Source organism: Zoogloea sp. GW822-FHT05C07, from assembly GCF_058800215.1.
Window position 1 is genome coordinate 3,468,884 of the sequence record NZ_CM179510.1, and the last position, 17,438, is coordinate 3,486,321.

Genomic DNA, 17,438 nt, shown 5'->3' on the forward strand with positions numbered 1-17,438 from the left:
TGTGGGCGGGGGCAGGTCAGCTTCAGGCGCCGACGGCGTTCAGCGCGGCGTTCAGCGTGGGGCTGGGACGCATGATGGCAGTGCACTTCTCAGCGTCGGCCATGTAGTAGCCACCGATGTCGGCCGGCTTGCCCTGGACGGTCTTCAGCTCGGCAACGATCTGGCCTTCGTTGTCGGTCAGGGTCTTGGCAAGCGGTGCGAAGTAGGCGGCCAGTTCGGCATCCTGGGTCTGGGCGGTCAGTTCCTGGGCCCAATACATGGCCAGGTAGAACTGGGAGCCGCGGTTGTCCAGCTCACCGGTCTTCGGCGACGGCGACTTGCGGTTGTCGAGCAGCTTGCCGGTGGCCGAGTCGAGGGTCTTGGCGAGCAGCACGGCGCGCTTGTTGCCGGTCTTGATGCCGAGGTCTTCCAGGGACACCGCGAGGGCCAGGAATTCACCCAGCGAATCCCAGCGCAGGTGGTTTTCCTCGGTGAGCTGCTGGACGTGCTTCGGCGCGGAGCCGCCGGCACCGGTTTCGTACATGCCGCCACCGGCCATCAGCGGAACGATGGACAGCATCTTGGCGGAGGTGCCCAGTTCCATGATCGGGAACAGGTCGGTGAGGTAGTCGCGCAGGATGTTGCCGGTCACGGAGATGGTGTCGAGACCACGGATCACGCGCTCCAGGGTGTAACGCATGGCGCGGACCTGGGACATGATGTGGATCTCGAGACCGGTTGTGTCATGATCCTTCAGGTAGGTTTGAACCTTCTTGATCAGTTCGGCTTCGTGCGGACGGTAGGGGTCGAGCCAGAAGACCGCCGGAGTGTTGGAGTTGCGGGCGCGGGTGACGGCCAGCTTGACCCAGTCACGAATCGGGGCGTCCTTCACCTGGCACATGCGCCAGATGTCGCCGGCTTCCACGTTCTGGGTCAGCAGCACTTCACCGGAGTCGATATCGACAATGTTGGCGATGCCGTCTTCGGGGATCTCGAAAGTCTTGTCGTGGGAGCCGTATTCCTCAGCCTTCTGGGCCATCAGACCGACGTTCGGCACGGAGCCCATGGTCTTCGGGTCGAAGTTGCCGTTGGTCTTGCAGAAGTTGATCATCTCCTGGTAGATGCGGGCGAAGGTCGATTCCGGCATCACGCACTTGCTGTCGTATTGCTTGCCGTCGGCGCCCCACATCTTGCCGCCCTGGCGGATCATCGCCGGCATGGAGGCATCGACGATGATGTCGTTCGGGGAGTGGAAGTTGGTGATGCCCTTGGCGGAGTCCACCATGGCCAGCTTCGGACGGTGTTCCTGGCAGGCGTGCAGGTCGCGGATGATCTCGTCGCGCTTGGATTCCGGCAGGGTCTTGATCTTCTCGTAGAGGTCGACCATGCCGTTATTGACGTTGATGCCCAACTCGTCGAACAGCTTGCCGTGCTTCTCGAAGGCTTCCTTGTAGAAGATCTTGACGCAATGGCCGAACACGATGGGGTGGGACACCTTCATCATCGTGGCCTTCACGTGCAGGGAGAACAGGATGCCGGATTCGCGGCAGTCTTCCAGTTCCTTCTCGTAGAAGTCGCACAGGGCCTTCTTGCTCATGAACATGGAGTCGATGACCTCGCCTTCCAGCAGCGCGAGTTTCGGCTTCAGCACGGTGATCTTGCCGCCCTTGGCGATCAGCTCCATGCGCACGTTGCGGGCCTTGTCGAGGGTCATGGACTTCTCGCCATGGTAGAAGTCGCCGTGGTGCATGTGGGACACGTGGGTCCGCGACCAGGGCTTCCATTCACCCATGGAATGGGGGTTCTTGCGCGCGTAGTTCTTGACGGCGAGCGGTGCGCGGCGGTCGGAGTTGCCTTCGCGCAGCACCGGGTTCACCGCGGAGCCCAGGCACTTGCCGTAACGGGCGGCGATGGCCTTCTCTTCTTCGGTGGCCGGGGCTTCCGGGTAGTCGGGGATGGCGTAGCCCTTGGACTGCAGTTCCTTGATACAGGCCTTCAGCTGAGCCACGGAGGCGCTGATGTTGGGCAGCTTGATGATGTTGGCGTCCGGATCGAGGGTCTTCTGGCCCAGTTCGGCGAGGGTGTTCGGGACGCGTTGTTCGGGGCGCAGGTTTTCGGGGAATTCAGCCAGGACACGAGCGGCTACGGAGATGTCGGCCTTCTCGATTTCGATCCCCGCCGGGCTGGTGAAGGTCCGGATGATGGGGAGAAGGGCGCAGGTGGCGAGGAGCGGGGCCTCGTCCGTCAGCGTGTAGATGATCTTCGATTGTCCAGTGCTCATTCTGTGTCTTCCCTCTTGCGAATTTTGATTTTGAGCGTCACGACAGTGACGGTGCGGGCCGTGGAGCCCCCCCGATGTGTCCTTTCAGGCACGTCTTCCAAAATAGCATGGTTCCAGATTCATTGCATCGGTCGCAATGTCTTCCCGGCATCCGAAATGGAACGTTGCAAGACGAAAAAAAGCCCGCCCTGCAGTGCAGGGCGGGCTTTTCAACCGGGCTGAGAGGCCGGGGCCTCTCGGCTTGGTTATGTAGCTTAGGCAGCCTTCTTGGAGGAAGCCTTGGCCGGGGTGGAGGCGCTGACGGCCTTCACGGTGGCGCTGGTGGCAGCGGCAACGTTGGCTTCGGCGATCTCGGCGACTTGCTTGGCAGCCTTGGTCACGCTGTCGTAGGCGGAGTTGGCGGCGGCGATGGCGGACTTGACGGCAGCCACGGCGACGTCGGAACCGGCGGGAGCGGACTTGGCAGCCTTGTCGAGGGCGGCTGCGAAGTTCTTGTTGGCTTCAGCCACTTGAGCTTCGAACAGCTTGGAGATTTCTTCCTGGGTCTGGGAAGCGATCTCATAGATGCTGCGGGAGTAGGCAACGGCCTTTTCCACGACCGGCTGGGCCAGGGCGGATTGCAGGGCGATCAGTTCCTGCACGTCCTTGGCGGCCAGCAGGGACTTGGCGGAGGCGACGCTGTCTTCCAGTACGGCACGGGCGGTGTTCAGGTTCAGGGCGGCAATGCGCTCGGCGCTGGCGAAGGCGGTGTTGGCCACGGTCAGCAGGGTTTCGACATTGGCCTTGTTGGCGGCAACGATTTGTTCGGGGGTGCTCATGACAATCTCCTTGAGTGAATGGATGAAATGCATTCTCGTCGGTCTTGCAATGCCCGTATTGGTGCGTTGCAACATGAGGGCCATTATATTCACGTTGGAGGGGCTGTCAACACCTATTTGTTGCGCCGCACAAAAATCTTTATCTGTTTTTAATCTTATTGAAAGAAAAGAAAAATCTGAAAGACAGGAGGCAATATGAATAATGTCCGGGAGCCAGGGCAGGTGCGGCTGTCAGCCCTGTGACATGGCACCGGGAAGCTTAGGGGGCCGGGCTGGCCTCGCCTTTTTTCTTGGGCTGGATCGTGACCTGCACGCGGCCCTGCTGGCTGGGAATCGTGGTCGCGTTGGGGCCGTTGGTGACGACGTAGGTCTCGGTGACCCCGTTGTACTGGATGTACTGGCCGCGGACTTCATCGTCGCCGTTCTTCACATGGGCGCGCTGGAAAAACTGGGACAGCTCGCTCCTGGCGTCGTGTTCGATGCGCTCGCCTTCGCCGTCAACCCATTCGTTCTTGCCTTCCCGCTTCTGGCGGAAGCGGGCCAGGCCGCCTTCGCCGCCGGTGGCGATGCCCCGCTGGTAGCCTTCCATGTCCTGACTGACGACCAGCTTGTCACTGCGGATGGTCAGGGTGCCCTGGGTCAGGACCACATGGCCCTCGAAGATGTGAATCTTGTTCTTGTCGTCCACGGTGACCCGGTCCGCCTCGATGTTGACCGGCTTGCCGCGGTCGGCCTTTTCGGCAAAGGCGCAGGAGGTGGAGAGGGCGAGGAGGGCAAGCAGCACAAACTGCCGGGGTGTCTTTTTCATGGCTTCGGCGTCGGAGTGGTGCGATAGAGGGTGCCGCGGACCTGGCCGTGCAGCCGGACTTCGCCGGCAACGTTGTCGCTGTCCATGTGCTCGGCGGTGATCACCGTCTGGCCCTGGGTGAGCTTCACGGGTTTGTCGGCGTGCATCTTCTCGTCGTCCGGCCAGACCGTCATCTGGTCGGTGCGCAGGGTGGATTCGGGTTTGCCGTTGTGGGCGGCGCGACGCAGCAGCACCTGGTCGGTGAGAACGACGACTTCTCCGTCCTTGCTGACCGTTGCGAACTCGGATTCGATCCGCACCGGCTCCGGGCGGTTCAGGTAGTCGAGGCGGGGGCGGACGAGTTCGGTGGATTCGTCATCGCCGTAATGGACCATGCTGTCGGCGACCAGCACGTACTGGACCTTGCCGGTCAGGTCGAAGCGCCGCAAGGTGACCTGTTCCGCCGAGAAGTCGGCCTCATGGCGGCTCTTGTCCGTCCTGACGGTCTGCTCCTGCTGGGTGACCCGGTCGAGCCAGACGCTGACGCCGGCCATGAGGGTCAGAACGACGAGCGGGAAGAAGCTGTGGCCGCGCCGGTTCATAGCAGATCGGGGGCAGCAGGCCGGTGGTGAGACTGCATCAGATCACCTTGGCGCGCATGAGGTCGTGGTGGTTCAGTGCGCCGGCCAGGCCGCCGTCGGGGGTGGTCACCAGCAATTCGCTGATGCGCAGGCGCTCCATCATTTCGGCCGCTTCCACGGCCAGCGCGTTGGCGTGGATGGTCTTGGGGTTGCGGCTCATCACGTCGGCGATCCGCGCGGTATTGAAGTTGCAGCCGCTGGCCAGGGAGCGGCGCAGGTCGCCGTCCGTGTAGATGCCGATGATGCGGTCGGTGTCGGCAACGATCGCGGTCATGCCGAGCCCGGCCCGCGTGATCTCCATCAGCGCGTCGCTGAGCAGCGCGTCTTCGCCGACCCGGGGGATCGCGTCGCCGGTGCGCATGATGTCCTCGACTCGGGTCAGCAGGCGTCGGCCCAGGGCTCCGCCGGGATGGGAGCGTGCGAAATCGTCCGGCCCGAAACCACGGGCATCGAGCAGCGCGACGGCCAGCGCATCCGACAGCGCCAGCGCTGCGGTGGTGCTGGCGGTGGGCGCCAGGTTGAGCGGACAGGCTTCTTCCTTGATCGCGCCATCCAGATGCACGTCGGCCTCCTGCGCCAGCGGCGAGTCGGGATTGCCGGTCAGCGCGATCAGGCGAGCGCCCTGGCGCTTGACCAGCGGCACGATCTTCAGGAGCTCTTCGCCGGTGCCGGAATAGGAGATTGCGATCAGCACGTCGTTGGCGGTGATCATGCCGAGGTCGCCATGGGCGGCTTCGGCAGCGTGCACGAAGTACGCCGGGGTCCCGGTGCTGGCCAGCGTGGCGGCAAATTTGCGGCCGATATGGCCGGACTTGCCGACGCCCGAAACGATGACCCGTCCGTGGGACGAGAGGATCAGGTCCACGGCCTGGACGAAGCTGCCGTTCAGGCGGACAGAGAGCTGGCGCACCGCCTCCGCCTCGATGTCGAGGACGCGGCGCGCAAGCTCCAGAACACGGGCATGCGCAGCGGCAATCGGGGCTGGGCTCATGGGAACGGCGCGTATAATTGGGTGCGGCAGTATATCAGATCGATTAATTCGCCTATTCAGGGCGAACCTTTGCATGCCTATGATCAACACGCTTGAGCTGGTGCTCGTCCTTCTTGCCGGAGCCGTGCTGGTGGTCGGTATCCTCCGGTCGCTCAATCTGCCGCCGGTGCTGGGTTACCTGATGGTCGGCGCGGCCGTCGGCCCGCACGCGATGAGCCTGATGCAGGATTCCGACGGCGCCCGCTACCTGGCCGAGTTCGGCGTGGTGTTCCTGATGTTTACCATCGGGCTGGAGTTCTCCCTGCCGCGCCTGTACAGCATGAAGCGCACCGTGTTTGGCCTCGGGTCGGTCCAGGTGCTGGGCACCACGTTGTTGACGATGCTCATCGGCACCATCGGCGGGCTCAACTGGGGCGCAAGTTTCGCGCTGGGGGGCACGCTGGCCATGTCGTCGACGGCCATTCTGTCGAAGCTGTTGTCGGATCGCCTGGAGCTGGACTCCAAGCACGGGCGGGAAACGATCGGCGTGCTGCTGTTCCAAGATCTGGCCGTGGTGCCCTTGCTGATTCTGATTCCGGCGCTGTCGCGCCCGGCCGACGAGTTGTTCGGCACGCTGGCGCTGGCGGCTGGCAAGGCGGTGCTGGTGCTCGGCCTGGTTTTGTTCATCGGTCAGAAGCTGATGCGGCGCTGGTTTTTCCTGGTCGCCCGGCAGCGCTCCGCCGAGCTGTTCATGCTCAATGTGTTGTTGATCACCCTGGGCCTGGCCTGGCTGACCGAGGTGGCCGGCCTGTCGATGGCGCTGGGTGCCTTCCTGGCCGGCATGCTGATCTCCGAGACCGAATACCGCTACCACGTGGAAGAGGATATCAAGCCTTTTCGCGACGTGCTGCTTGGCCTGTTCTTCGTGACGGTCGGCATGTTCCTCGACGTGGGGCAGATCATCCTCAGCCTGCCGATGGTGCTGGCGATGTTGGCGGCGTTGCTGGTTGGCAAGTTTCTGATCGTCGGTGCCGCGTCATGGATGCTGGGGGCCAGCCAGGGCACGGCGGCGCGGACCGGCCTGTGGTTGTGCGCGGGAGGCGAGTTCGGTTTCGTGCTGCTGTCGCAGATCGATGAGGCGCATCTGCTGCCGCCGGCCCTGTCGCAGGTGGTGGTGGCTGCCATGGTGTTGTCGATGCTGCTGGCCCCGCTGATCGTGCAGTACAGCGAAAAGATCGTACTGCGCCTGGTACCGTCGGAGTGGATGACCCGTTCCCTGCAGCTGACCAATATCGCGACCCAGTCGATGTTCGTCGACAAGCACGCGATCCTGTGTGGCTTCGGGCGCAATGGACAGTATCTCGGCCGTCTGCTCGAACAGGAGGGCATTACCTACATTGCCCTCGACCTCGACCCCGAGCGTGTGCGCGAGGCGGCCGCGGCCGGCGAGACCGTGGTGTTCGGCGATGCGGCGAAGCGCGAGACGCTGATGGCCGCGGGGATCTCCCGGGCCTCAGTGGTGGTGATCACCTATGCCGACACCAATGCGGCGCTGCGGGCGATGAGCCAGGTGCGCGCCTGTCGCCCGGACGTGCCGGTGGTGGTGCGGACCGCCGATGAGGTTGACCTCGAAAAGCTGCAGCAGGCTGGGGCGGCAGAGGTGGTGCCGGAGGCGGTCGAGTCGTCGCTGATGCTGGCCTCCCACGCGCTGGCCCTGCTCGGTGTGCCCTTGCCGCGGATCCTCAAGCGGATCCGTGAGATCCGCGCCGAGCGTTATCACCTGTTGCGCGGCATCTACCGCGGCGGCGAGCATTTGCACGAGGAGGCGCTCGAGGAGCGCCAGCAGATCCGCCTGCATTCCGTTGTTCTGGATGCCGGGACGCATGCGATCGGACGCAGCCTGGCGGATCTGCGCCTGAAAGAGCTGGGGGTCGAGGTCAGTGCGCTCCGGCGTCAGCGGGTCCGCATGGACGAGCCGACGCCCGAGACCTGTCTTGAACTCGACGACGTGCTGGTGCTGCTGGGCACGCCGTCGCAGCTTGCCAATGCGGAGACGCGCATTTTCAAAGGCTTGTGATGGCCCCGGTGCGCCCTGCGCCGGTCAGTAGCTCGCGCATACCGTATACAGGTCGCTGTCGCTGAGCTTGGCTGCTTCAATGGCCGCGCCGCTGCTGGCGCCGTCAGCAAGGATCCGCACCGATCCGCTGTCGGACTGACCATCATCCAGCGCAATGTCGATCTGACGCGCAAAGCTGCCGGACAGCTTGTCCTGGCAGACGAAAAGGCTTCCTCCCCAACCCGTGATCGGGCTGCTGCCGGTGACGCCGAGCCGGCCACCGACGGCGTTGTGCGGTAGCCAGTCCTGGATGGAGATGTTTTCCCCGCCCGGGTTACGACCATCCCCGCCGGCGAAATTGGCGAGCCGCACGTGCTGCCAGAACAGCACGCTCTCGTCCGTGGATGTCGTCGAATTCCAGTTTCCCTCCAGGCGCCCGTTGCCGACGGTTCCGCCGGTGCTGGCCTTGACGGCTCCGGCGAGGCGGGTCGCTGCGTTGGCGTCGTCACCGGGCATGGCCCGGAAACGGTCCTGATAACCGAAGACGTATGTCGAGGTGTTGCGGAAGTCGTTCATCACGTTCTTGACCTTCGCGCCGTTGATGAGCTCCTGCCCTTTCAGAACGCCGCCCAGCAACAGTCCGATGATGACCAGGACGACTGCGATTTCAACGAGGGTGAAGCCGTACTGCCGTTTTCCCATGATGTGTGCTCCTGGTGTGCCGGTCCCTGTGTTCGGGTCGCCGGGCAGGGTGATATGGAGTTGTCATTGTAATTCATTTGTCATTTTTCTGGCGCGGCATGCGGATGCTTAGGGGAAGTGGCCGGTGCTGATCAAACGGTTGGCGATGAGGTTCGGGGAGAGCCAGATGAGCCGGTCATCGAAGGGGCCGCCGGGGGCTGCAGCGTTTTCGGAAAGCGTGCGGCTGTAGAACTTGCGCCCGCTGGCGTCGGCGTTGATGGCTTCATCGGATGCGCCGGCCGGTTGTGGAAGAGCCTGGCCATCCTGTGTCGTGGCGCCGGCCCCATTGACGCCGTGGGACAGGACCACGGCTGGCGTCTTGCCGCCGTCCGTCGTCAGCTTGAGCACGTCGCCATTGCCGTTGCGCGTGAAGATCTCGATGTCGCCATCACCCAGCGTGGTGATCTTTTGCGTGTAAGGGGATGTCACCGCGTAGCGCAGGCGGCGCCCCCAGCCGTCCGTACCGGCAATGCCCAGGGTGGCCCATGGCAGCAGGCCGGTGTTGGTCTGGCAGTTGCCGGCCTCGCGCCCTTCGCTGCCGTCCTGGGCACTTTTGGCGGGGCAGGGAAACATGCCTTTCCGGACGACGTAGCCGAGGAGTGCGTCGCGGGCTTCGGCCAGGGCCTCATCGGTGTTCGCTTCGGCGCGCCGGCTCAGCTGGGCGCCGAGGCCTGTGCTGAGGCCGCCGACCAGCAGGGTCAGGATCAGCATGACCACGGCCATTTCGACGAGGGTGAAGCCGGCGGTCCGGCGCATGGTGAAACGAGTGGGGCAGGAGTTCATGGCAGACATAGGGCCGTGTCGCCCCAGCTTGGGCCATCGGGGGCGTTGAATGGCAGGGATATCGTTCCGTGCAAGGCCTGGAGCTGGCCGGCGGCGAGGGCGGCCAGCGTTGGTGCTTCGAGGTACTGGTCCGTCGTCAGCTTGTCCTGGAGGCTGATCCGTTGCTGGGGCGGTGTGCTGCTGCGTTCTCCGCCGAACAGCAGCACGCCGCGACAGGTGCCCGGGGGCGAGGCCAGGCAGGGGCTGCCGTCCGCGCAGCGTCCATAACGCATCAGTTCTATCCAGTTGCTCGACAGGTCGCGTTTCTCGGGGCTGGTGCAGGGCCCGCTCAGGCTGCTCAGGGCGGGAACGCCGCCGAACTGGAGCAGGCCATGGAGTTCTGGCGTGGCCGGGCTGGGCAGGCCGGTTTGCTCAAGGCAGTCGGCAACGGCTTGCAGGGCCGACTGCAGATGTTGGGCGTAGTCGGTCCGTCGTTTCAATTGCGTGAAGATCTCACCGCTGGTCAGGCTGATCAGCCGGTCATTGCCTGCGAGCGCTTCGGGGCGTATCTCGACGATCCCGTTGCTGGTACCACCGAGCGCTTCCAGATAGGCCTCGGCCTGCGCCGTCTGGCCGTCACCGCAGCGACCCTGGCCTGCCGCACGTTGCTGCTGACCAAGGGGCGGGCCCGGTGCGAAGACGAGGGCGGCTGCGAGACCCAGCTGGTCGCCGACAAGCATGATGGCCTGGCCGTTCCGGTCGATCAGGCGGAACTGGCCGATGCTGTCCCAGTTCAGGATGTCGGCCTTCGGGTTGTTCTTGAAACTGCCGGAAACGGCGTACCACAGGCATTCCCATGCTCCGTCGCGCAGGTCGGGCAGGTTCAGCGTTCGGTAGGGCAGACGGCCGATGCTGGGTTGATCCTTCGTTCCGCAGGTTTCCGAAGAGCCGTCGCCGTCCAGGTCGGGGCAGGGGAGGTAGCCGAAATCGGCGTTGGGGTGTTCCTTGTTGCGGTAGTTGGCGGCGAAGCCGAGCAGGGCGTCCCTGGCCATTTCCAGGGCGTGGTTTGTCTGCATTTCCCGCTGGAGTTTGCGGGCCGCCCGGTCAGCGCCTGTGTCGGCGCGGGCCAGCAGCCAGCCGAGTCCGCCGAGCGACAGCAGAAGGATCAGGATGGGGAGCACCATGCCTTGCTGTCGTCGGCCGGCGCTCATGGCGCGGTGCCGGAGGAGGGGTTTCCGACCTGCAGGCGATGGCTTCGTCCGTCTGCGGTGGTGAGGCTGACCGAGGCATCCTGCGGATGGATCTGCCGAGGGGAGGCGGGGTGGGCCTTGCCGTCCAGGAACAGGATCGGCGGGCCGTCGCTACGCGTGATGAAACCGTCGAGTCGGGGTGGCGGCACGCTGGGCGGGGCCGGCCGCTGTGCGCGGTCTATCTGTACGCGTTCTGCGGGCGAGAAAAACAAGCGCCCAAGCGGCTCGCTACCCGCGGCGCCGGATGTGACGAGGCAGGCAGCAATCAATACAGTTCATGTCGAATGGATATTCATTTCGACATGAATTTAGCATAAACCGCGGCCGCTCAGTGGGGCGCCGGGGCTCGGTTTTGCTTCAGGCTCCGGCGGCGATGACCCGGTTCTTGCCGGAGCGCTTGGCGATGTACATGGCCTTGTCGGCGCGGTCGATCGCGTCTTCGGGGGATTCGTGCTGGTACAGCTCCGCAACGCCGGCACTGAAGGTGATCAGCAACTTCTGCTGGCGGGCCAGGAAGAAGCGCTTGGTGAGGGCGCGCTGCAGGCGCGTCAGCGTGGCCACCGCACTTTCCAATGACGTGTCCGGCAGGAGGATGACGAATTCCTCGCCACCGTAGCGGGCGACGGAATCCTGCGGGCGCATGTTCTCGCGCACCACTTCCACCAGATGCTGAAGAGCTTCGTCCCCCGTCTGGTGGCCATGTACGTCGTTGATCTGCTTGAAGTTGTCCACGTCCAGCAGGCCGATGCAGAGGGCCGTGCCGCGGCGCCGGGCGAGGGACGTCTCGCGGGCCAGCGCTTCATCGAGCCCTTTCCGGTTGAGTACGCCGGTCAGTGGGTCGTGACGGATCAGTTCGCTGGTCTGTTCCAGTTCGAACTGCAGTCGGGTGATCTCCGCATTGGCATCGTTGACCCGATCGTGCAGCACCTCAATCTCGCTGCGGGAGCGCAGTGTGGATTCCTGAACCGTGCGGGTCTCGCGCATTACTTCGGCGATGACGTCGGTCAGTTCGCTGATGTCGGCGGCGCCTTCGATGCGCTTGGCGCACTGCTCAATCTTGTCGTGATAGTCGCCGGTGGCATCGGAAAAATCACCCAGCCGATCGACGAAGCTGGCCAGCATCTGCTTCAGCCGGCTCTGCGCGTCGTTCAGTTCGAGCTTGATGGCTCCCTGGCGGTGGATCACGTCGCGCAGGCGGCTTTCCAGTTCGCCGAGCGTGCGGACATCCAGCGGGCGTTCGAACATCTCGCCCATCAGCACGATCTGACCGCGCAGCCAGCGGTCATCGAGGACCAGTTCGCTGATGTTCTCGAGAAGTAGTTGCAGAACCCGTTGCAATGCGTCGCGCACCGCGTGCTGATCTTCGGCGACCCACTCCAGGCCGGTGCGCAGCTTGTCCACCCGTTCGAGGAGCGTGCTGAAAGGAATGCTGCCGGAATCCTGGCGGAGGGTGGCGGCCAAGTCCCGGGCCTCGGCAGCCAGCGGGGTGCCGGCCAGCTGGGGCTGGTTGGCCAGGCTGTCGAGCAGCGTCGCCAGCAGATCGGCAAAGGCGGGTGAAGGAGGGGCGGTAACGGCGGAGGGCGTGGCCTCGGCGACAGGCTCGGCCTGATCTTCGGTTTCGACGGGCTGTGCCTCGCCGGCGACCGGTGATGCCTCATCGTCGTTGCTGCGACTCCAGGCCCGGAACAAGCCTTGCAGCCGTTCGAAGAGCTTGGCCGGACTGCCGCCGGAGCTGGTCAGTACGCGCTCCAGCATTTCCCGTTTGCGCGCCTGCGTCAGGCCGGCCTGGCGCCGATCCCATTCGGTGACCAGGTCGCGCAGCAGGGGAGCCCAATTGAGGTCGGGCTTGCTGGGGATGGAGAACTTGTCCACCAGCAGCGTACGCAGGGCGGACCATTCGCCTTGGTCGACGGCGGCCTCGAAATCGAGCGCCAGGCGCAGGGCGTCCTGGTTGTTGCGCGGCAATGCCGCCGCGATCTGCTTGAGAGGGCGCTCGGGGAAAACGTCTTCGGCGACCGAGCCGGCGATCTCGTGATAGAGGGCCCGGTAGTTGTCGGGCGTCGGGGCGATGCGGCGCAGCGCGAGCTGGCGCAGGGTTTCCCGGGCGACGTCAGAGGGTTGGCTGGTATCGGTCATCTGCGGGCGGCGCAACGGGTGGGAGCGTTGGATCATCCGGCGTCCTGGTTCTCTGCGTGATCGGACTGGTCCACACTCAGGTTTCTGGAAAACTCGTACTCGTACTCGTGACGTGTGCGCCGATAACGGTCCGCAGGGCGTGGCCTTGAGCCGGACGGTATCCGAATATGCAAAAATTCGTGACGGCTGGGCATGCTCATTCGGCAAGACCGTGTTTGAGCCCGTAATGGGTGAGTTCGGCGTTGTTGCGCAGGTTCATCTTTTCGAGCAGGCGGGCCCGGTAGACGCTGACCGTCTTGACGCTCAGGTTGAGGGCTTCGGCAATTTCGGCCGGGGTCTTGCCGGAAGCGATCAGGCACAGGGTCTGGTACTCACGGTCGGACAGCTTCTCGTGGGCGGGCCGTTCGCTGTCCCTGCCGATGGCATTGACGAGTTCCTCGGCCAGGGATGGGCTGACATATTTCTTGCCGCTGGCGACCTGTCGGATTGCCGTCACGAGCAGGTCGGGGGCGCTCTGCTTGGTGAGGTAGCCTGCCGCGCCGGCCTTCAGCGCGCGGATCGCATACTGTTCTTCCGGATACATGCTGAGGATCAGCACCGGCAGGCGCGGGAACTCCTTCTTGATCAGCTTGAGTGCGTCGATGCCATTGCGGTCGGGCATCGAGACATCCATCAGCACCACGTCCCATTCGCCGCTGCGGACCATCTGTACGGCCTCGACACCATTGTCGGCTTCGCCGGCGACGGTCAGGTCGGTGGTGTCGGAAAGGATCTGACGCAGGCCCTGACGGACAATCGCGTGATCGTCGGCAATCAGGACACGAATCGGTTTGCTCATGGACGGTGTTTCCTGTCGTCGTTCGGCGCTTCTTCAGGCAGTGCAGGTTGTAGTGGCGCACGCAGGGCGAGGCGCGTCCCGTAAGGTCTGGCCGGGCCGATTTCAAGTTGCCCCCCCAGGCTGGCCAGCCGCTCGCGGATGCCGCGCAGACCGAAGGAACGCGGTTTCAGGAGATCGGCCGCTGCAATGCCACAGCCGTCGTCGGTGATTTCGAGCAGGGCCTCCTCTCCGTCCTGCAGCAGGCGAACGTTCACCTGGCGGGCCCGGGCATGCTTGCTGACGTTGGTCAGCGCCTCCTGGAAGATCCGGAAAAAGGCCAGCGCGGTATCGTAAGCCGGCGCGAGGTCGTGGTCGGTGCGCAGGATGTTACAGGCGATGCCCGTGCGTTGGGCGAAGTCTTCGCCCTGGGATTCAATCGCTGCCGCCAGCCCGAAGTCCTTGAGGATGCCAGGCCGCAGTTCGCGGGTCACGCGTCCTGCCGTTGCGATGGCATCGTCGATCATGCGCCCCACGTTGCGGACCCCGGTCATGGCCTGCCCTGGGCCGTCGTGAAGCCTGGCCTCCAGGCGCGCGATCTCGAATTTCATCGCCACCAGCGTGCCACCGAGGACGTCATGGACGTCCCGTGCGATCCGCTCGCGCTCATCTTCCTTGATGCGCTGCAGATGGTTCGACAGGGCAGCCAGTTGGCTGCGCGATTCGCGCAGGTCTGCTTCCACCCGCTTGCTGTGGGTGATGTTCCACATCACGCCGTCCCACACCACGTTGCCGTTTTCGGAGCGGCGGGGTGAGCTGCGCAGGTTGATCCACTTCTGCTCGCCGGATGGCAGCTGGATGCGGCCTTCCCAGTTGAGTGTGCACAGCTGGTCGGCCGAGCTGGCGGCGGCGGCCACGAATCCCGGCAGATCGTCGTCGAGGAGCCAGGTCATCCAGCTGGCCGAGCCGCCGACGAGTTCGTCGGAGCCGGTGCCGAAGAGCATCGTCGCCGCTTCGCTGAGGTATTGGAAGCCGAGCATGCCGTCCGGCGTATAGCCCATCTGGAAGACCACGCCGGGGATGTTGTCGGTCAGTGCGCGCAGGCGAGCCTCGCTCTGGCGCAGGGTCTGCTCGGCGAGTCGCTTTTCCCGCCGGTTGGCAACTTCTCGCAGCTCGCGTTCGACGGCGGGAATCAGCCGGTCGAGTTTGCGTTTGCTCAGGTAGTCATGGGCGCCGGCGCGCATCGCGGCAATCGCCTCGTCTTCCTGCATGACGTTGGAGACGATGATAAAGGGCAGGTCGAGGGCCAGCTCGCGCACGACCCCAAGGGCCGCCTGCATGCCGCAGCCGGGCAGGTTGTGATTGCACAGGATGACGTCCCAGGGGCCTTGCCCGAGGGCATCGCGGAACTCTGCGGTGGATGCCGTACATCGATGCCGGGGGGCATAGCCGGCGGCGCGGAAGCGCTGCAGCAGCAGGCGTACGTCGCTGTCGGAGTCTTCGATGAAAAGCAGGCTGATGGTGGGTTTGCCCGCGCTGCCTTCTTCGACGGGGGAGGCAGCCGGGCGGGGCGCAATGGACATGGGGGCGATCGGCGTGCTGCGCGAATGGATCGGTTTGTTTATAATCCGCCCCTCGCTCGGGGCCTGATCATCTTGAAGGATAGTGCAGGCGTGCCTTTTGCGTCCATGCTGATACGATCGGCCTGTGGATGCGGGGCCCCGATGATGCCGGTGTAGCTCAGTTGGTAGAGCAGCGCACTTGTAATGCGAAGGTCGAGGGTTCGATTCCTTTCACCGGCACCAATGGATTCAAAGACTTAGGCCGATCCGGATGGGTCGGCCTTTTCGCTGGGGTTACACCGGGGTTCAGGTTCAGTCAAACTCACCCGATCATGGACATGCATGGATTGCTGGGGGTCGTCGTCATCTTGGGCTGTGTTTTGGCCGCCATTTTGGCGACGGTGTTGTTTTTCCGCGACATGAGGCACAGCAAGAAGGCAGAGCAGCGCCGACAGCAACTCGTTTCGCGCCTGCGACCGAAGTAGCCGTCGCTGCTGGGGTTCCGGGCTGCTGTCATGTGCGCCAATTTTCGCCCATCCTCCCCGGAAGCACTTGCGGCCTTCCCGTTGCCGCCCCCCGATTTTGCCTACGGCGAGGCCTATCCCGGGTCTGTCGTTCCGATCGTCACCAATTTCGCGCCGCGCCTGTGGGTGCCCGCCTGCTTCGGGCTGATCCCCGCCTGGGCCCGGGATGCGAAGATCGCCCGGTCCACCTACAACGCCCGGAGCGAAACGCTTGGAGACAAGCCTTCCTTCCGCGACGTGTGGACGCGTGGTCAACTCTGCATCATCCCCGCCGACGCCCTCTATGAGCCCTGCTACGAGTCGGGGAAGGCCGTGAGGTGGCGGATCGAGCGGACCGACAGCCGCCCGATGGGCATTGCCGGCATCTGGGAGCGGCGGATCAGGGATGACGGCCTGCCGTCCTGGTCCATGTCTATGCTGACCATCAACGCGGACGGGCATCCGGTGATGAGCCGCTTTCACAAGCCCGAAGACGAGAAGCGGTCGGTGGTGATCCTGCCGGATGGGGCCTGGGGCGACTGGCTGCGGTGCAGGTCCGAGGGGGAGGCGGGCCGCATGCTCACGATCTTCCAGTCCGAACTGGTAAGAGTTGTAGTCGATCCGCGCTAGAACGGCATTGCACATCCGATGGCACTCCCGCGGAGTCTTACATTGAAAGGCACGCCTGGACGCTGCCGCTCTTTCCCGCTTACCAAGAGGGTGGTTTCCAACGAGACGTGCTCTTCAGGATCGTGAGGGCGCCGCTGATGCTCGCGGAGTTGCCGCGCCGGCATTCCGTGATGGAAGTGATCAGGGGCGGGTGCCCTGGAAGAACACGCCGTCGCTGCGGGTTGAGTTAGGTGCTGTAATGAAGAGCTGCTTGCCCGGAATGTCGTAGAAACCGATCCCGCTCAGGGTGTCGCCGTCGGATGCACAGTTGCTTCCGCGGAAGGTGAGGGAAAGGTTGAAGACATTGACCGATCCGCGGGGCGTGGCTGTGCCGGAAATATTGCAGTTCGACGCGACGCCGGTGACGGTGCCGTTGGTCTGCAGGGTCATGAATGCGGTCTGGCGGCCGGTGGAAGAGGCGATGTATCCCGTGTAGGTTCCGGTTGCTAGCGTGGCACTGGCAGTCTGTTCGTAAACCGGGTTGTATTGGGCGGTGAAAGTGTGTGTGTCGCGGTTGGTGTAGCTCAGCATCCCGCTGAGCGAAGACTTGGCGAAATAACTTGCCGAGACGCTGACCGGATTGACGCCGGAACCGTTGAAGTTGAAATCGACGCCATCCTTCGCCGTAAAGCTGCCGCTGGCGGCCTGGCCGGTGCCGGTGATGACCCCATCGATCAGATGCTTGTCGTTCTCGCTGGCATACACCGCATAGAAACTGCCATCGTCCAGGATCACGCCGTAAATGCTGGCCCCGGTGTCGCTCGTGCCGAACCACAGGCCTTCAGCTGTATTGGAGGCCACCAGGGATGGCCCCTGGGCGCCACTGCCCGTTCCCGTGCTCACACTGCCGCCTCCGCCTCCGCAGGCGCAGAGTGACAAGGAAAGGAGAAGGGGAGGGAAGGCCTTGATGCAACGGGTCATGGGCGTATTCCTGTAGATCGGCGGATTGCCTGTCCTGCCTGAAGGCATATGGATTTTCGAATTCCCGATTGTCCTAGAGCGAGCTGTGTGAAGGCGGTTAGTCGAGGCACATGAAAGATGTGGCGTATTACCTTTGCAGCTTCAGATTAATGCAACTTGCATTTATTTGCGGCGCAGTGAGCATGTTCGCGTGGCGCTTGCAGTCGCGGAGTTGGGGTTCTTTAGTTTTTTGGCATGAATTGCCGCGCAGCCCGGCGCTGCCGAATACGCCGCACGCTCGAGGGATTTTCACAAAAAGCTTGGCAAAGCCCAGGTTGGTAGGTAATATCCGGCCTCTCTGACGCGGGGTGGAGCAGTCTGGCAGCTCGTCGGGCTCATAACCCGAAGGTCGCAGGTTCAAATCCTGCCCCCGCAACCAAGTTTCAAGCGTCAAAGCTCAATCACTCAGGTGGTTGGGCTTTTTTGCTTTCCAGACTGGATTTGTGTCGTCGCATTGGGCGCCCGCTAACGGTGCGCAAATTCGATTTCGATCATTTGTGGTGCGTGTC

Annotated in this window: 15 protein-coding genes and 2 tRNA genes; 4 read left to right on the forward strand and 13 right to left on the reverse strand. The window is 63.8% G+C overall.

The window, feature by feature from the left end; all coding sequences use genetic code 11:
* Positions 1 to 22: 22 nt before the first annotated feature.
* The 5 genes from AC3QL2_RS16150 to AC3QL2_RS16170 all read right to left on the reverse strand — a co-directional run bounded on the left by AC3QL2_RS16150 (position 23) and on the right by AC3QL2_RS16170 (position 5,497).
* Positions 23 to 2,260: an NADP-dependent isocitrate dehydrogenase gene (locus AC3QL2_RS16150; protein WP_493231527.1), complete on the reverse strand. Its 2,238-nt coding sequence runs from the start codon at positions 2,258 to 2,260 to the stop codon at positions 23 to 25.
* Positions 2,261 to 2,514: 254 nt separating this feature from the next.
* On the reverse strand, positions 2,515 to 3,078 hold the full coding sequence (locus tag AC3QL2_RS16155; protein ID WP_493231529.1) for a phasin family protein: 564 nt from the start codon (positions 3,076 to 3,078) through the stop codon (positions 2,515 to 2,517).
* Positions 3,079 to 3,337: 259 nt separating this feature from the next.
* Complete coding sequence (gene lptA / locus AC3QL2_RS16160) at positions 3,338 to 3,886, reverse strand: lipopolysaccharide transport periplasmic protein LptA (RefSeq protein WP_493231530.1); 549 nt, start codon at positions 3,884 to 3,886, stop codon at positions 3,338 to 3,340.
* Entirely contained in the window at positions 3,883 to 4,467 is a 585-nt protein-coding gene (gene lptC, locus AC3QL2_RS16165; protein ID WP_493231532.1) for an LPS export ABC transporter periplasmic protein LptC, read from the reverse strand. Before lptC ends, lptA begins: the two co-directional genes overlap by 4 nt.
* A gap of 37 nt (positions 4,468 to 4,504) precedes the next feature.
* Positions 4,505 to 5,497 (reverse strand): KpsF/GutQ family sugar-phosphate isomerase, encoded by a 993-nt coding sequence (locus AC3QL2_RS16170; RefSeq protein WP_493231534.1) that lies wholly within the window; start codon positions 5,495 to 5,497, stop codon positions 4,505 to 4,507.
* A gap of 79 nt (positions 5,498 to 5,576) precedes the next feature.
* Between AC3QL2_RS16170 and AC3QL2_RS16175 the strand changes: the two genes are divergently transcribed.
* Entirely contained in the window at positions 5,577 to 7,553 is a 1,977-nt protein-coding gene (locus tag AC3QL2_RS16175) for a monovalent cation:proton antiporter-2 (CPA2) family protein (RefSeq protein WP_493231625.1), read from the forward strand.
* Positions 7,554 to 7,577: 24 nt separating this feature from the next.
* Here the strand turns inward: AC3QL2_RS16175 and AC3QL2_RS16180 are convergent, their stop codons facing one another.
* The 7 genes from AC3QL2_RS16180 to AC3QL2_RS16210 all read right to left on the reverse strand — a co-directional run bounded on the left by AC3QL2_RS16180 (position 7,578) and on the right by AC3QL2_RS16210 (position 14,818).
* Complete coding sequence (locus AC3QL2_RS16180; RefSeq protein ID WP_493231535.1) at positions 7,578 to 8,234, reverse strand: prepilin-type N-terminal cleavage/methylation domain-containing protein; 657 nt, start codon at positions 8,232 to 8,234, stop codon at positions 7,578 to 7,580.
* 108 nt (positions 8,235 to 8,342) lie between these two features.
* Entirely contained in the window at positions 8,343 to 9,029 is a 687-nt protein-coding gene (locus AC3QL2_RS16185; protein ID WP_493231537.1) for a type II secretion system protein, read from the reverse strand.
* Between the two features lie 23 nt (positions 9,030 to 9,052).
* The gene (locus AC3QL2_RS16190; RefSeq protein ID WP_493231538.1) at positions 9,053 to 10,219 is read right to left on the reverse strand and encodes a hypothetical protein; all 1,167 of its coding nucleotides are present in this window, start codon (positions 10,217 to 10,219) and stop codon (positions 9,053 to 9,055) included.
* 23 nt (positions 10,220 to 10,242) lie between these two features.
* Positions 10,243 to 10,434 (reverse strand): hypothetical protein, encoded by a 192-nt coding sequence (locus AC3QL2_RS16195; protein ID WP_493231539.1) that lies wholly within the window; start codon positions 10,432 to 10,434, stop codon positions 10,243 to 10,245.
* A 208-nt stretch (positions 10,435 to 10,642) separates the two neighbouring features.
* Complete coding sequence (locus AC3QL2_RS16200; RefSeq protein WP_493231541.1) at positions 10,643 to 12,457, reverse strand: GGDEF domain-containing protein; 1,815 nt, start codon at positions 12,455 to 12,457, stop codon at positions 10,643 to 10,645.
* Between the two features lie 160 nt (positions 12,458 to 12,617).
* On the reverse strand, positions 12,618 to 13,259 hold the full coding sequence (locus tag AC3QL2_RS16205; RefSeq protein ID WP_493231543.1) for a response regulator: 642 nt from the start codon (positions 13,257 to 13,259) through the stop codon (positions 12,618 to 12,620).
* Positions 13,256 to 14,818: a PAS domain-containing sensor histidine kinase gene (locus AC3QL2_RS16210; RefSeq protein ID WP_493231544.1), complete on the reverse strand. Its 1,563-nt coding sequence runs from the start codon at positions 14,816 to 14,818 to the stop codon at positions 13,256 to 13,258. Before AC3QL2_RS16210 ends, AC3QL2_RS16205 begins: the two co-directional genes overlap by 4 nt.
* 146 nt (positions 14,819 to 14,964) lie before the next feature.
* Here AC3QL2_RS16210 and AC3QL2_RS16215 point away from each other — a divergent pair.
* A tRNA-Thr gene (locus AC3QL2_RS16215) sits at positions 14,965 to 15,040 on the forward strand.
* Between the two features lie 272 nt (positions 15,041 to 15,312).
* Positions 15,313 to 15,930: an SOS response-associated peptidase gene (locus AC3QL2_RS16220; RefSeq protein ID WP_493231546.1), complete on the forward strand. Its 618-nt coding sequence runs from the start codon at positions 15,313 to 15,315 to the stop codon at positions 15,928 to 15,930.
* Positions 15,931 to 16,110: 180 nt separating this feature from the next.
* On the opposite strand, the gene AC3QL2_RS16225 is transcribed toward AC3QL2_RS16220, so the two are convergent.
* Positions 16,111 to 16,812 (reverse strand): hypothetical protein, encoded by a 702-nt coding sequence (locus tag AC3QL2_RS16225; RefSeq protein WP_493236659.1) that lies wholly within the window; start codon positions 16,810 to 16,812, stop codon positions 16,111 to 16,113.
* Between the two features lie 419 nt (positions 16,813 to 17,231).
* Here AC3QL2_RS16225 and AC3QL2_RS16230 point away from each other — a divergent pair.
* Positions 17,232 to 17,308, forward strand: a tRNA-Met gene (locus tag AC3QL2_RS16230).
* Positions 17,309 to 17,438: the final 130 nt, after the last annotated feature.

What these genes read in the sequence shown, in the direction of transcription:
- lptC (WP_493231532.1), bottom strand. Translation starts at nt 4,467, where the DNA reads ATGAACCGGCGCGGCCACAGCTTCTTCCCGCTCGTCGTTCTGACCCTC.
- AC3QL2_RS16155 (WP_493231529.1), bottom strand. Translation starts at nt 3,078, where the DNA reads ATGAGCACCCCCGAACAAATCGTTGCCGCCAACAAGGCCAATGTCGAA.
- AC3QL2_RS16170 (WP_493231534.1), bottom strand. Translation starts at nt 5,497, where the DNA reads ATGAGCCCAGCCCCGATTGCCGCTGCGCATGCCCGTGTTCTGGAGCTT.
- AC3QL2_RS16205 (WP_493231543.1), bottom strand. Translation starts at nt 13,259, where the DNA reads ATGAGCAAACCGATTCGTGTCCTGATTGCCGACGATCACGCGATTGTC.
- AC3QL2_RS16180 (WP_493231535.1), bottom strand. Translation starts at nt 8,234, where the DNA reads ATGGGAAAACGGCAGTACGGCTTCACCCTCGTTGAAATCGCAGTCGTC.
- AC3QL2_RS16175 (WP_493231625.1), top strand. Translation starts at nt 5,577, where the DNA reads ATGATCAACACGCTTGAGCTGGTGCTCGTCCTTCTTGCCGGAGCCGTG.
- AC3QL2_RS16220 (WP_493231546.1), top strand. Translation starts at nt 15,313, where the DNA reads ATGTGCGCCAATTTTCGCCCATCCTCCCCGGAAGCACTTGCGGCCTTC.
- AC3QL2_RS16190 (WP_493231538.1), bottom strand. Translation starts at nt 10,219, where the DNA reads ATGGTGCTCCCCATCCTGATCCTTCTGCTGTCGCTCGGCGGACTCGGC.
- AC3QL2_RS16210 (WP_493231544.1), bottom strand. Translation starts at nt 14,818, where the DNA reads ATGTCCATTGCGCCCCGCCCGGCTGCCTCCCCCGTCGAAGAAGGCAGC.
- AC3QL2_RS16150 (WP_493231527.1), bottom strand. Translation starts at nt 2,260, where the DNA reads ATGAGCACTGGACAATCGAAGATCATCTACACGCTGACGGACGAGGCC.
- AC3QL2_RS16200 (WP_493231541.1), bottom strand. Translation starts at nt 12,457, where the DNA reads ATGATCCAACGCTCCCACCCGTTGCGCCGCCCGCAGATGACCGATACC.
- AC3QL2_RS16185 (WP_493231537.1), bottom strand. Translation starts at nt 9,029, where the DNA reads ATGCGCCGGACCGCCGGCTTCACCCTCGTCGAAATGGCCGTGGTCATG.
- lptA (WP_493231530.1), bottom strand. Translation starts at nt 3,886, where the DNA reads ATGAAAAAGACACCCCGGCAGTTTGTGCTGCTTGCCCTCCTCGCCCTC.